This window comes from Erwinia sp. B116, assembly GCF_002865965.1.
GTDB lineage: Bacteria > Pseudomonadota > Gammaproteobacteria > Enterobacterales > Enterobacteriaceae > Erwinia.
On the sequence record NZ_JRZZ01000026.1, the window covers coordinates 26,128 to 39,726 of the forward strand.

13 protein-coding genes are annotated in these 13,599 nt (G+C 55.5%); all 13 read left to right on the forward strand.

All coding sequences use genetic code 11. The features are described from left to right. The first annotated feature begins 208 nt into the window (after positions 1-208). The 13 genes from rpsB (at position 209) to lpxA (ending at position 13,597) form a co-directional block, all read left to right on the forward strand. The gene (gene rpsB, locus NV64_RS16315) at positions 209-934 is read left to right on the forward strand and encodes a 30S ribosomal protein S2 (protein ID WP_056236292.1); all 726 of its coding nucleotides are present in this window, start codon (positions 209-211) and stop codon (positions 932-934) included. A gap of 193 nt (positions 935-1,127) precedes the next feature. Then, positions 1,128-1,979, forward strand: coding sequence for a translation elongation factor Ts (gene tsf / locus NV64_RS16325; protein WP_101506328.1), 852 nt, complete (start codon positions 1,128-1,130; stop codon positions 1,977-1,979). Between the two features lie 155 nt (positions 1,980-2,134). Next, a complete protein-coding gene (pyrH, locus tag NV64_RS16330) occupies positions 2,135-2,860 on the forward strand; it encodes a UMP kinase (protein WP_056236298.1) in 726 nt (241 codons plus the stop codon). A 119-nt stretch (positions 2,861-2,979) separates the two neighbouring features. Next, a complete protein-coding gene (gene frr, locus NV64_RS16335) occupies positions 2,980-3,537 on the forward strand; it encodes a ribosome recycling factor (protein ID WP_056236300.1) in 558 nt (185 codons plus the stop codon). Between the two features lie 135 nt (positions 3,538-3,672). Continuing rightward, positions 3,673-4,878: a 1-deoxy-D-xylulose-5-phosphate reductoisomerase gene (gene ispC / locus NV64_RS16340; RefSeq protein ID WP_056236302.1), complete on the forward strand. Its 1,206-nt coding sequence runs from the start codon at positions 3,673-3,675 to the stop codon at positions 4,876-4,878. A 182-nt stretch (positions 4,879-5,060) separates the two neighbouring features. Further along, positions 5,061-5,813 (forward strand): (2E,6E)-farnesyl-diphosphate-specific ditrans,polycis-undecaprenyl-diphosphate synthase, encoded by a 753-nt coding sequence (ispU, locus tag NV64_RS16345; protein WP_056236304.1) that lies wholly within the window; start codon positions 5,061-5,063, stop codon positions 5,811-5,813. Between the two features lie 18 nt (positions 5,814-5,831). Then, positions 5,832-6,689 carry a phosphatidate cytidylyltransferase gene (gene cdsA / locus NV64_RS16350; protein ID WP_056236306.1) on the forward strand — a complete coding sequence of 286 codons (858 nt, stop codon included), beginning with the start codon at positions 5,832-5,834 and terminating at the stop codon, positions 6,687-6,689. Positions 6,690-6,698: 9 nt separating this feature from the next. Beyond that, positions 6,699-8,048, forward strand: a complete 1,350-nt coding sequence (rseP, locus tag NV64_RS16355) for a sigma E protease regulator RseP (protein ID WP_101506329.1) — start codon at positions 6,699-6,701, stop codon at positions 8,046-8,048. An 88-nt stretch (positions 8,049-8,136) separates the two neighbouring features. Next, on the forward strand, positions 8,137-10,548 hold the full coding sequence (gene bamA, locus NV64_RS16360) for an outer membrane protein assembly factor BamA (RefSeq protein WP_056236309.1): 2,412 nt from the start codon (positions 8,137-8,139) through the stop codon (positions 10,546-10,548). Between the two features lie 121 nt (positions 10,549-10,669). Further along, positions 10,670-11,167 (forward strand): molecular chaperone Skp, encoded by a 498-nt coding sequence (gene skp, locus NV64_RS16365; RefSeq protein ID WP_056236310.1) that lies wholly within the window; start codon positions 10,670-10,672, stop codon positions 11,165-11,167. Positions 11,168-11,171: 4 nt separating this feature from the next. Beyond that, on the forward strand, positions 11,172-12,194 hold the full coding sequence (gene lpxD, locus NV64_RS16370; RefSeq protein ID WP_101506330.1) for a UDP-3-O-(3-hydroxymyristoyl)glucosamine N-acyltransferase: 1,023 nt from the start codon (positions 11,172-11,174) through the stop codon (positions 12,192-12,194). Positions 12,195-12,349: 155 nt separating this feature from the next. After that, on the forward strand, positions 12,350-12,805 hold the full coding sequence (gene fabZ / locus NV64_RS16375) for a 3-hydroxyacyl-ACP dehydratase FabZ (protein WP_056236314.1): 456 nt from the start codon (positions 12,350-12,352) through the stop codon (positions 12,803-12,805). A gap of 3 nt (positions 12,806-12,808) precedes the next feature. Next, a complete protein-coding gene (gene lpxA, locus NV64_RS16380) occupies positions 12,809-13,597 on the forward strand; it encodes an acyl-ACP--UDP-N-acetylglucosamine O-acyltransferase (RefSeq protein WP_056236316.1) in 789 nt (262 codons plus the stop codon). The last annotated feature ends 2 nt before the right edge of the window (positions 13,598-13,599 follow it).

Genomic DNA, 13,599 nt, shown 5'->3' on the forward strand with positions numbered 1-13,599 from the left:
CACCGGTCGGTTTATGGTATAAAGCGCGCCGACGATTCTCTGTGTGGTGATAGTTGCCGGACAGGGGGACGCAAAATCTCATTTTGTGTAAATAACACACATGTATCGACACCTACGCCGGGGTGCCTGGATGATTTGTAAAAATCGATGGGTCGGTTGTACGGGATACATGGAGGCTTAACCCCAAACACTTTTATTAGAGGTAATCATGGCAACTGTTTCCATGCGCGACATGCTCCAGGCCGGTGTACACTTTGGTCACCAGACCCGTTACTGGAACCCGAAAATGAAGCCTTTCATCTTCGGCGCTCGTAACAAAGTTCACATCATCAACCTGGAAAAAACAGTACCACTGTTCAACGACGCTCTGGCTGAGCTGAGCAAGATCTCTGCCCGTAAAGGTAAGATCCTGTTTGTTGGTACTAAGCGCGCTGCAAGCGAAGCGGTAAAAGAGCAAGCTCTGAGCTGCGACCAGTTCTTCGTTAACCACCGCTGGTTGGGTGGCATGCTGACTAACTGGAAAACCGTTCGTCAGTCTATCAAACGTCTGAAAGATCTGGAGATTCAGTCTCAGGACGGTACTTTCGACAAACTGACCAAGAAAGAAGCGCTGATGCGCGCTCGTGAACTGGCCAAGCTGGAAAACAGCCTGGGTGGTATCAAAGACATGGGCGGCCTGCCAGACGCACTGTTTGTTGTAGATGCAGACCACGAACACATCGCTATCAAAGAAGCAAACAACCTGGGTATCCCGGTATTTGCTATCGTTGATACCAACTCTGATCCAGACGGCGTTGACTTCATTATCCCAGGTAATGACGATGCGATCCGTGCTGTGAACCTGTACCTGACTGCAGTGGCTACCACTGTACGTGAAGGTCGTTCACAGGACCTGGCTCAGCAGGCTGAAGAAAAGTTCGCCGACGCTGAGTAATAAGGCTTGCTCGTTACCGAGCCCTTATCAATCAGATGTGAATCTGTAAGGGGCCTTGTCGGCCCCTTTATTTTTTCGACTTCGCTTTGCCGTTTGTCACATTCGGCGGGGCAGAATGTTTCTCCCGAGAATAGGCATTTGTGGCCGTTGACCGGCACATCTCACAAATGCTGCGCTAACCGAGGATTAGAGAATGGCTGATATTACCGCTGCTCTGGTAAAAGAACTGCGCGAGCGCACTGGCGCTGGCATGATGGATTGTAAGAAAGCACTGACCGAAGCCAACGGCGACATCGAGCTGGCGATCGAGAACATGCGTAAATCTGGCGCGATCAAAGCCGCTAAGAAAGCAGGCAACGTGGCTGCTGATGGCGTGATCAAAACCAAAATCGTTGGCAACTACAGCGTGATTCTGGAAGTTAACTGCCAGACCGACTTCGTTGCTAAAGATGCCGGTTTCCAGGCCTTCGCTGATAAAGTGCTGGAAGCTGCTGCTGCCGGTAAAATCACCGACGTTGAAGTTCTGAAAGCGCAGTTCGAAGAAGAGCGCGTTGCACTGGTTGCTAAAATCGGTGAGAACATCAACATCCGTCGCGTAGCGTCCCTGGAAGGCGACGTGCTGGGCAGCTACCTGCACGGCGCACGTATCGGCGTACTGGTTGCTGCTAAAGGCGCTGACGAAGAGCTGGTTAAGCAGGTTGCTATGCACGTTGCTGCCAGCAAGCCAGAATTCGTTAAGCCAGAAGACGTGTCTGCTGAAGTGGTAGAGAAAGAGTACCAGGTTCAGCTGGACATCGCGATGCAGTCTGGTAAGCCAAAAGAGATCGCAGAGAAAATGGTTGAAGGCCGCATGAAGAAATTCACCGGCGAAGTTTCTCTGACCGGCCAGCCTTTCGTTATCGACCCAAGCAAAACCGTGGGCCAGGTTCTGAAAGAGCACAACGCTGACGTTGTTAACTTCATCCGCTTTGAAGTGGGCGAAGGCATTGAGAAAGTTGAGACCGATTTCGCAGCAGAAGTTGCGGCGATGTCCAAACAGTCTTAATGGTTTGAAGAGAGCCGCCGGAAGGCGGTTCTTTTTTGCCTGCCTGCCGGGCAGCGCATTTTCAGTCTCATCCCAATCGCTTTTTAACGGCGTTTGACGGATGATACCGCACAGTTAACCCCCCTTTTCGACGATAGCTCCAGGAAGAAAACACCATGGCGACCAATGCAAAACCCGTATATCAACGTATCCTGCTGAAACTGAGTGGCGAAGCACTGCAAGGTGCTGAAGGCTTCGGTATTGATGCCAGCGTGCTGGATCGTATGGCTCAGGAAGTGAAAGAGCTGGTAGAACTGGGCATTCAGGTGGGCGTGGTGATCGGCGGGGGGAACCTGTTCCGCGGTGCTGGCCTGGCTCAGGCCGGTATGAACCGCGTAGTCGGCGACCATATGGGCATGCTGGCGACCGTAATGAACGGTCTGGCAATGCGCGATGCACTGCATCGTGCCTATGTGAACGCCCGCCTGATGTCGGCGATCCCGCTCAACGGCGTGTGTGATAACTACAGCTGGGCAGAAGCGATCAGCCTGCTGCGTAACAACCGCGTGGTGATCTTCTCTGCCGGTACCGGTAACCCGTTCTTTACCACCGACTCTGCCGCCTGCCTGCGCGGTATTGAGATTGAAGCCGACGTGGTACTGAAGGCGACTAAAGTGGACGGCGTTTACTCTGCGGACCCGGTGAAGCACCCGGATGCCACGCTGTACGAACAGCTCTCCTATGCGGAAGTGCTGGAGCAGGAGCTGAAAGTGATGGATCTGGCGGCCTTTACGCTGGCCCGTGACCACAAGCTGCCGATTCGCGTATTCAATATGAACAAGCCTGGCGCACTGCGTCGCGTGGTGATGGGTGAAAAAGAAGGCACGTTGATTACGCATTAATATCAGTCAGCGCATAAAATAAGGTATATTCTGCCCGTCAGAATTATCGAAGAGTATTCAGAATCGCTGCAGGCCGTGGCCCGCAGCGGGTCGATCAAACAGAATCCAAGGGTTCCAACGTGATTAACGAAATCAGAAAAGATGCTGAAACGCGCATGGATAAATGCGTTGAAGCGTTCAAAAGCAACATCAGCAAAATCCGCACCGGCCGCGCTTCTCCGGCGATCCTCGATGGCATCATGGTGATGTACTACGGCGCGCCGACCCCGCTGAAGCAGTTAGCCAGCGTGACCGTTGAAGACTCCCGTACCCTGAAAGTGAACGTGTTCGACCGTTCAATCAGCGGCGCGGTAGAAAAAGCGATCATGACCTCTGACCTCGGCCTGAACCCAAGCTCGGCCGGCACCGATATTCGCGTCCCGCTGCCTGCGCTGACCGAAGAGCGTCGTAAAGATCTGATCAAAATCGTCCGTGGTGAAGCCGAGCAGGGCCGTGTCTCTGTGCGTAACGTGCGCCGCGACGCGAACGATAAAGTTAAAGCGTTGCTGAAAGACAAAGAGATCAGTGAAGATGAAGATCGTCGTTCACAGGATGACGTGCAGAAGCTGACGGACGTGTTCATCAAGAAAATTGATGCCTCCCTGGCTGAAAAAGAAGCGGAGCTGATGGACTTCTAAGTCGATCACCCTGTGACGAAACGCCGTGCAGATGGTCCTTTAAATGACAGGGCGGTCTGGCGGCGTTTTGCATTTGTTAACCCTCCTGGCGGGCACGGTTTCCCTTCGCGCCAGGCCACGATACAGAGCAGCCTCATGAAACAATTGACCATTCTCGGTTCCACCGGCTCGATTGGCACCAGCACGCTGGCCGTAGTCCGCGCCAACCCCGAACGCTTTGCCGTGACGGCGCTGGTGGCCGGGCGTAACGTTGAGCTGATGGCCGAGCAGTGTCTGACGTTTCGTCCGCGCTATGCCGCGATGGCTGATGAAGGCTCTGCCGCTGAACTGCGGGCGCGGCTGCATGGCCTGAACGTCACGACAGAAGTGCTCAGCGGCGAACAGGCGGCCTGCGATCTGGCGGCGCTGGACGAGGTGGATCAGGTGATGGCGGCGATCGTTGGCGCGGCGGGATTAACCCCGACCCTGGCCGCTATCCGCGCCGGTAAAACGGTGTTGCTGGCCAATAAAGAGGCGCTGGTCACCTGCGGGCGTCTGTTTATGGAGGCGGTAAGTGCCTCCAGCGCGCAGCTGCTGCCGATCGACAGTGAACACAACGCCATTTTTCAGAGTATGCCTGCTGCCATCCAGCAGCAGTTAGGTTACGCTTCGTTGCAGGATAATGGCATTGACAGCATTATCCTGACCGGATCGGGTGGCCCCTTCCGTGACACGCCGCTGGCTGACCTGCATCATGTGACGCCGGACCAGGCTTGTGCACATCCAAACTGGTCAATGGGGCGTAAAATCTCCGTCGATTCGGCCACCATGATGAATAAAGGCCTGGAATATATTGAAGCCCGCTGGCTGTTTAATGCCACCGATAAGCAGATGGAGGTGATCCTGCATCCGCAATCGGTGATTCATTCAATGGTTCGCTACCGCGATGGCAGCGTGATTGCGCAGCTGGGCTCACCGGATATGCGTACGCCGATTGCCCATGCGATGGCCTGGCCCGAGCGCGTCAGCTCGGGTGCACCCGCGCTTGATTTTACCCGCATGAAGGCGCTGAGCTTCTGCGAGCCGGACTTCGCGCGCTATCCCTGCCTGAAACTGGCGATCGACGCCAGCCTGGCAGGGCAGGCCGCCACCACCACGCTCAACGCCGCCAACGAAGTGGCCGTGGCGGCGTTTCTGGCCGGTGGCATCCGCTTCACCGACATTGCGTCCCTGAACGTGGCGGTGCTGGAGGGGCTGGCAACGGCGGAGCCCGACTCTGTGGAAGCGGTCATTGCCATCGACGGTGAAGCACGGGTGCGTGCCACGGCGCTGCTACCGCGGTTTGCCTTAGATCGTGCATAACGCGATTTAACGCACCGCCATTTGTGAGCCTTGGGAGGAGATGATATAGTCTTCGCCCACTGTTCAGGCAGCTTGCCGGCTCATTGCCGCATGGCTGTCCGGGGTGGCGGGGCGCTGGCAACTGAGCAGACAAGATATTTCAGAAGCCCTGGCCTTTCTGAATAAGGAAATAAATACGCGTTATGTCGTCCGAAAATCAATTAGAAATCGATGACCAGAAAGGGCACGGCCCTCGCCATGTGGCCATCATTATGGATGGCAACGGCCGCTGGGCGAAAAATCAGGGCAAACTGCGCATTTCCGGCCACAAGGCCGGTGTGAAGTCGGTACGGCGCGCGGTCAGTTTTGCGGTCAGCCATAAGCTCGATGCGCTGACGCTGTATGCGTTCAGCAGTGAAAACTGGAACCGTCCGCAGCAGGAAGTGTTAGCGTTGATGGAGTTGTTTGTCTGGGCGCTCGATAGCGAAGTCAAAAGTCTCCATAAGCATAATGTCAGGCTACGAATTATCGGTGACGTCAGCCGGTTTAACGCTCGTTTACAGGAGCGTATCCGCCGTGCTGAGGAACTTACTCAACAAAATAATGGACTGACGCTCAACATAGCCGCGAATTATGGCGGTCGTTGGGATATTATCCACGGAGTCAGAAAGATTGCAGAGCAGGTACAGGAAGGCCTTCTTCGTCCCGATCAAATCGAAGAAGAGACGCTGGCCTCTCATCTGTGCATGAATGAACTGGCTCCGGTGGATCTGGTAATAAGGACCGGGGGAGAGCATCGCATCAGTAACTTCCTGCTGTGGCAAGTTGCCTACGCAGAGTTCTGGTTTACCGAAACGCTCTGGCCTGATTTTGATGAACAAGTTTTTGAAGGTGCACTGAATGCGTTTGCACAACGAGAGCGCCGTTTTGGCGGCGCAGCACCCGGCAGCGCATAAGCGCACTGGGGGTAATCCTTGCTGAAGTCTCGCCTGATTACCGCATTAATTTTGATTCCCATCGTGATCGCGGCGCTGTTTTTGCTGCCACCTCTGGGTTTTGCCATCGTCATCTTAGCGATCTGCATGCTGGCCGCATGGGAATGGGGCCAGTTCGCCGGTTTTGCTGCGCGCTCTCAGCGTATCTGGCTGGCAGTGCTGTGTGGCTTGCTGCTCTCCCTGATGCTGTTTACGCTGCCGGCCTGGCAAAGTGCGCTGGACGTGCCGCAGATCGGCGGCGCGCTGTGGATCTCGCTGATATGGTGGCTGGCGGCGCTGCTGCTGGTGCTGCGCTACCCTGGCTCCGCCGCCTTCTGGCGTTCGTCGAAACCGCTGCGCCTGCTGTTTGGCCTGCTGACCATTGTGCCATTCTTCTGCGGCATGCTGGTGCTGCGCCAGTATCACTACGCTACCGATCACTACGCGGGAGCCTGGTGGCTGCTGTACGTGATGGTGCTGGTCTGGGGCGCTGATTCCGGTGCCTACATGTTTGGCAAGCTGTTCGGTAAGCACAAGCTGGCACCGAAAGTGTCACCGGGTAAAACCTGGGAAGGCTTTCTCGGCGGCCTGGTGACCTCGGCGCTGATCTCATGGTTATTCAGCGTGTTCGCGCCGCTGCAGGTGGATCTCTCCACGCTGCTGATCTGCTCGATTGCCGCCGCGCTGGCCTCGGTGCTGGGCGATCTGACGGAAAGTATGTTCAAACGCGAAGCGGGTATTAAGGATAGCGGCAGTCTGATCCCCGGTCACGGTGGCATTCTGGACCGCATTGACAGCCTGACGGCGGCGGTACCGGTGTTTGCCTGCCTGCTGCTGTTAGTTTTTGGCGCGCTGTAGGGAAACACTATGTTAAGCGTACTCTGGAGTCTTGCGGCCTTTATCGTCGCGCTGGGAATTCTGGTCACGGTGCACGAATTTGGTCACTTCTGGGTGGCCCGTCGTTGCGGCGTGAAGGTCGAACGCTTTTCCGTCGGCTTTGGTAAGGCGCTGTGGCGCCGCCGTGACAAGCAGGGCACCGAGTATGTTATTGCCCTGATCCCTCTCGGCGGCTACGTTAAAATGCTCGACGAACGCGTCGAGAGCGTGCCGCCCGAATTGCGTCACCAGTCCTTCAACAATAAAACGGTCCTGCAGCGGGCGTCGATTATCGCCGCCGGTCCGATCGCTAACTTCATCTTTGCTATCCTTGCCTACTGGCTGGTGTTTATCATCGGCGTGCCCGGCGTACGCCCGGTAGTTGCTGAAATAGTAAGCGGCTCGCCGGCCGCCAGCGCACAAATTACCCCAGGAACGGAACTTAAAGCCGTCGACGGTATCGAAACGCCTGACTGGGATGCTGTGCGCATGGCGCTGGTGGCGAAGATCGGTGATGAAGAAACCACCTTTACCGTCGCGCCGTTTGGCACTACGCAAACCAGCGAAAAGCGGGTCTCGCTGCACAACTGGCACTTTGAGCCGGATAAGCAGGATCCGGTCACTTCACTGGGCATCCTGCCGCGCGGGCCGCAGATTGAATCGGTGCTGGCGCAGGTGCAGAGCGATTCCGCCGCCAGTAAGGCCGGTTTGCAAGCCGGCGACAGGATCGTTAAAGTCGGTGGTAAACCGCTGTCGCAGTGGCTCAGTTTCGTGACCACGGTGCGTGATAACCCCGGCAAGCCGATTGCCATCGAAGTTGAGCGGCAGGGAAGTCTGGTGGATATCACGCTGATCCCCGAAGCCAATCCGCAGAATAAGGCGGAAGGCTTTGCCGGCGTGGTGCCGAGAGTGATACCGCTGGCCGATGAGTACCGCACGGTGCGCCAGTACGGTCCGTTTGCGGCCCTCGGTGAAGCCAGCGTGAAAACCTGGCAGCTGATGAAGCTGACGGTGAGCATGCTGGGCAAGCTGATAGTGGGTGATGTGAAGTTGAACAATCTCAGCGGGCCGATTTCGATCGCGCAGGGGGCTGGGATGTCAGCGGAGTATGGGTTGATTTACTACCTGATGTTCCTGGCGCTGATTAGCGTGAACTTAGGGATTATCAATCTGTTTCCTCTGCCAGTGTTAGATGGTGGGCATTTGCTGTTCCTGGCGATCGAAAAGATTAAGGGGGGGCCGGTGTCCGAACGAGTTCAGGACTTCAGTTATCGTATCGGCTCAATTTTGCTGGTGCTGTTAATGGGGCTTGCACTTTTCAATGATTTCTCGCGCCTCTAGGTGCTCAGGAACGGCGTTGCGGGATGATTAACGCGACGCGGTTACCCCGAAAGCGACGAGAACCAGTTAGGAAGAATGCATAACAACGATGGCGATGAAAAAGTTGCTCATAGCGTCGCTGCTGCTTAGCAGCGCTACCGTATACGGTGCAGACGGATTCGTGGTGAAGGATATTCATTTCGAAGGCCTGCAGCGAGTCGCCGTCGGTGCGGCCCTGCTGAGTATGCCTGTTCGCGTGGGAGATACCGTATCAGATGAAGATCTGGGTAACACCATTCGAGCACTGTTTGCGACCGGAAATTTTGAAGACGTTCAGGTACTGCGCGATGGCAACACGCTGATCGTTCAGGTGAAAGAACGTCCGACGATTGCCAGTATCACCTTCTCCGGTAACAAAGCGGTGAAGGAAGACATGCTGAAGCAGAACCTTGAGGCTTCCGGCGTGCGCGTGGGCGAAGCCCTTGACCGCACCACCATCTCATCGATTGAGAAGGGTCTGGAAGACTTCTACTACAGCGTCGGTAAGTACAGCGCCAGCGTTAAAGCGGTGGTGACACCGCTGCCGCGTAACCGCGTCGATCTGAAACTGGTGTTCACCGAAGGCGTCTCTGCGCAGATTCAGCAGATTAACGTGGTGGGCAACAAAGCGTTCAGCTCTGAAGAGCTGATCTCCCGCTTCCAGCTGCGTGATGATGTGCCGTGGTGGAACGTGGTGGGTGACCGTAAGTACCAGAAACAGAAACTGGCCGGTGACCTCGAGACGCTGCGCAGCTTCTATCTGGACCGCGGTTATGCGCGCTTCAATATCGATTCGACCCAGGTCAGCCTGACGCCGGATAAAAAAGGTATCTACATCACCGTTAACATCACCGAAGGCGAGCAGTACAAGATCGCCGGCGTGGCGGTGAGCGGCAATCTGGCCGGGCACTCTGCTGAGATCGAAGGGCTGACTAAAATCACCCCGGGTGAGCTGTATAACGGCGCGAAAGTGACCCGCATGGAAGACGACATCAAGAAACTGTTGGGTCGTTATGGCTATGCCTATCCACGCGTCCAGACCCAGCCTGAAATTGATGATGCGGCGAAAACCGTTAAGCTGCGCGTGAACGTTGATGCCGGTAACCGTTTCTACGTGCGTAAAGTCCGCTTCGAAGGTAACGATACTTCGAAAGACGTGGTACTGCGCCGTGAAATGCGCCAGATGGAAGGTGCCTGGTTGGGCAGCGATCTGGTTGAGCAGGGCAAAGAACGTCTGAACCGTCTGGGCTATTTCGAAACCGTTGATACCGACACCCAGCGTGTGCCGGGTTCGCCCGATCAGGTGGACGTGGTCTACAAGGTGAAAGAGCGCAACACCGGTACGCTGAACTTTGGCGTCGGCTACGGCACCGAAAGCGGCGTCAGCTTCCAGGTGGGCGTCACCCAGGATAACTGGCTGGGTACCGGTAATACCGTCGGTATCAGCGGCACCAAAAACGACTACCAGACCTATGCCGAGTTCTCTCTGACCGATCCGTACTTTACGGTGGATGGCGTCAGCCTCGGCGGTCGTGTGTTCTATAACGACTTTAAAGCCGATGACGCCGATCTGTCCGACTACACCAACAAGAGTTACGGTGTTGACGGTACGCTGGGCTTCCCGATTAACGAGAACAACAGCCTGCGCGCCGGTCTGGGTTATGTGCATAACAGCCTGTCCAACATGCAGCCGCAGATCGCTATGTGGCGTTACCTGCGCTCGGTCGGACAGAACCCGACGCTTGCCGGTGATGAAGACTTCTCTGCGGATGACTTCACCTTTAACTACGGCTGGACGTACAACACGCTTGACCGTGGGTTCTTCCCAACGGCGGGTAACCGTACCAACCTGAACGGTAAAGTGACCATTCCTGGCTCGACTAACGCCTTCTACAAAGCAACGCTGGATACGCAACAGTATCTGCCGATCGACCAGGATCATACCTGGGTGATGCTGGGCCGTGGTCGCGTTGGTTACGGTGATGGCCTGAACGGCAAAGAGATGCCGTTCTATGAAAACTTCTATGCCGGTGGTTCCAGCACCGTTCGTGGTTTCCGTTCCAATAACATTGGTCCAAAAGCGGCTTACCTGAACAACGGTTCGTCTGACTGCTCCGGCACCGACGTGAACAAAGTCTGTAACTCAGACGATGCGGTCGGCGGTAACGCGATGGCGGTGGCCAGCCTTGAGCTGATAACCCCAACGCCGTTTATCAGTGAGAAGTACTCGAACTCGGTGCGTACCTCGCTGTTCGTTGATGCCGGTACCGTCTGGGATACTAAATGGCAGAACACCGCTGAAACCCGTGCCGCAGGCGTGCCGGATTACAGTGACCCAAGTAATATCCGCATGTCAGCCGGTCTGGCACTGCAGTGGATGTCGCCTCTCGGACCGCTGGTGTTCTCTTACGCCCAGCCGTTCAAAAAGTATGATGGAGACAAGGCCGAACAGTTCCAGTTTAACATTGGTAAAACCTGGTAAGTCGGCCTCGCAGGGAAGCGCTCAGAGTATCGCGTAGCGCCACGGCGGGCCGTATCTGGCCCCGCCGTCACTACGCAACACATGTGTCCGTGACACAAACGTTGATGGTAAGGAGTTTATAGTGAAAAAGTTGTTGTGTGCCGCAGGTCTGGGTATTGCTCTGGCGGTTTCCGCCGGTGCTCAGGCTGCTGATAAAATTGCAGTGGTGAACGTTTCCAGCATTTTCCAACAGTTACCAGCGCGTGCGACCGTTGCGAAGCAGCTTGAGAACGAGTTCAAAGGCCGTGCGACCGAACTGCAAAACATGGAGCGCGACCTGCAGACTAAAATGCAGCGCCTGCAGCGTGATGCGTCAACCATGAAGGCCGCTGACCGCAGCCGCGCGGAAAAAGACGTGATGGCTCAGCGTGAAGCGTTCTCAACCAAAGCGCAGGCTTTTGAGCAGGATAACCGTCGTCGCCAGACCGAAGAACGTAACAAAATCCTGAGCCGTATCCAGGATGCTGTGCAGAAAGTGGCTGACAGCGAAGGCTACGATGTGGTTATCGATCAGAACGCTGTGGCTTACGCCGGTAAATCTAAAGACATCACTGCTGATGTTCTGAAACAGGTTAAATAAAACCATGTCTTCAATTCGACTGGCTGATTTAGCCCAGCAGTTGGATGCAGAATTGCACGGAGATGGCGATCTCGCCATCTCCGGCATTGCTTCTATGCAATCCGCCCAATCGGGACAGATCACTTTTCTTGCCAACAGCCGTTACCGCGAACAGCTGGCCCAGTGCCAGGCCTCTGCCGTAGTGTTAACGGAAGCCGACCGTGAATTTTTCACCGGTGCGGTGCTGGTGGTGAAAAACCCTTACCTGACCTACGCTCGTATGGCACAGCTGCTGGATACCACCCCACAGCCGGCCAGCCATATTGCGCCGAGCGCGGTCATTGATGCCACCGCTACCCTGGGTAACAACGTTGCCATCGGGGCCAATGCGGTCATTGAGTCCGGCGTGGTGCTGGGCGATAACGTGGTTATCGGACCTGGCTGTTTCGTCGGTAAACACACCCGAATCGGCGCCGGTAGCCGTCTGTGGGCCAACGTATCGATCTATCATGAGGTGCAGATCGGTACTGACTGCCTGATTCAGTCGGGCACGGTGATCGGCTCAGATGGCTTCGGTTATGCCAACGATCGCGGCAATTGGGTTAAAATTCCGCAGCTGGGCAGCGTGATTATCGGCGATCGCGTCGAAATCGGTGCCTGTACCACTATCGATCGCGGTGCGCTGGATAACACCCAAATCGGGAATGGTGTTATCATAGATAACCAGTGTCAGATTGCCCATAACGTGGTAATCGGCGACAATACCGCAGTTGCAGGTGGTGTGATCATGGCCGGTAGCCTGAAAATCGGCCGCTATTGCATGATTGGCGGTGCCAGCGTGATCAATGGTCATATGGAAATTTGTGACAAAGTTACCGTTACAGGGATGGGAATGGTGATGCGACCGATCACTGAACCTGGAGTATACTCCTCCGGGATCCCGCTGCAGCCCAATAAAACCTGGCGCAAAACTGCGGCGCTGGTGATGAACATCGACGAGTTAAGCAAACGCTTAAAAGCCGTCGAGCGTAAGGTTGCTAACGACTAAGCGCATACACCAGCACGCTAACCGGCTTTCATAATTACAACATGCTAAGCAGGGAAAGCTGCGTACAGACAAGATTTGCGGCCTGCGAACGATGTAACCATCGTTGCAGGCCGTGTTATTGATACCATCAGAATTTTTAGGACAGGAAGAGTATTTTGACTACTGAAACTCATACTCTGAAGATTGAAGAGATTATCGAACTTTTACCGCACCGTTACCCGTTTTTACTGGTCGATCGCGTGATTGAGTTCGAAGAGAACAAATACCTGCGTGCGGTAAAGAATGTCTCGGTCAACGAACCGTTTTTCCAGGGCCATTTCCCTGGTAAACCGATTTTCCCGGGTGTGCTAATCCTGGAAGCGATGGCACAGGCCACCGGTATCCTGGCGTTTAAAAGCGTGGGTAAACTGGAACCGGGCGAGCTGTACTACTTTGCCGGTATCGACGAAGCGCGCTTCAAGCGCCCGGTCGTGCCAGGCGACCAGATGATCATGGAAGTCACCTTCGAGAAAACCCGCCGTGGGTTGACGCGCTTTAAAGGCGTGGCGACCGTAGACGGTAAAATTGTCTGCGAAGCAACCATGATGTGTGCGCGCAGCCGGGAGGCTTAATTCGTGATTGACAGCACCGCCGTAATTCATCCAGGGGCGATCGTTGAAGAGGGCGCCATTATTGGTGCCGGTGTTCAGATTGGCCCGTTCTGCTGGGTGGGTGCCAACGTCGAAATTGGCGACGGTACCGTTCTTAAATCGCATGTGGTGGTCAACGGCCATACCCGCATCGGTAAAGACAACACCATCTATCAGTTCGCCTCGATTGGTGAAGCGAATCAGGATCTGAAATACGCCGGCGAACCAACCCGCGTTGAAATTGGCGATCGTAACCGCATTCGTGAAAGCGTGACCATCCACCGTGGCACCGTGCAGGCTGACGGCGTGACGAAAGTGGGTAGTGATAACCTGCTGATGGTCAATACCCACGTGGCGCACGACTGTGTGGTGGGTAACCACTGCATCCTGGCCAACAATGCGACGCTGGCCGGCCATGTTGTCGTCGACGATCATGCGATTATCGGCGGCATGACGGCGGTGCATCAGTTCTGCATTATCGGTGCGCACGTGATGGTCGGCGGCTGCTCCGGTGTGGCGCAGGACGTTCCGCCTTACGTGATTGCGCAGGGTAACCATGCGACGCCGTTCGGCATCAATCTGGTGGGCCTGCAGCGTCGTGGCTTCAGTAAAGAGGCGCTACACGCCATTCGTGCTGCCTACAAGCTACTTTACCGCAGCGGTAAAACGCTGGATGAAGTGAAGCCTGAGATTGCCGAGATTGCGAAAGTGCATCCTGAAGTCCAGCCGTTCTATGACTTCTTTGCGCGATCCACCCGGGGCCTGATTCGTTAACT

Excerpts from the sequence above, each read along its gene's own strand:
- rpsB (WP_056236292.1), top strand. The coding sequence starts at position 209 with ATGGCAACTGTTTCCATGCGCGACATGCTCCAGGCCGGTGTACACTTT.
- pyrH (WP_056236298.1), top strand. The coding sequence starts at position 2,135 with ATGGCGACCAATGCAAAACCCGTATATCAACGTATCCTGCTGAAACTG.
- bamA (WP_056236309.1), top strand. The coding sequence starts at position 8,137 with ATGGCGATGAAAAAGTTGCTCATAGCGTCGCTGCTGCTTAGCAGCGCT.
- tsf (WP_101506328.1), top strand. The coding sequence starts at position 1,128 with ATGGCTGATATTACCGCTGCTCTGGTAAAAGAACTGCGCGAGCGCACT.
- ispC (WP_056236302.1), top strand. The coding sequence starts at position 3,673 with ATGAAACAATTGACCATTCTCGGTTCCACCGGCTCGATTGGCACCAGC.
- rseP (WP_101506329.1), top strand. The coding sequence starts at position 6,699 with ATGTTAAGCGTACTCTGGAGTCTTGCGGCCTTTATCGTCGCGCTGGGA.
- lpxD (WP_101506330.1), top strand. The coding sequence starts at position 11,172 with ATGTCTTCAATTCGACTGGCTGATTTAGCCCAGCAGTTGGATGCAGAA.
- ispU (WP_056236304.1), top strand. The coding sequence starts at position 5,061 with ATGTCGTCCGAAAATCAATTAGAAATCGATGACCAGAAAGGGCACGGC.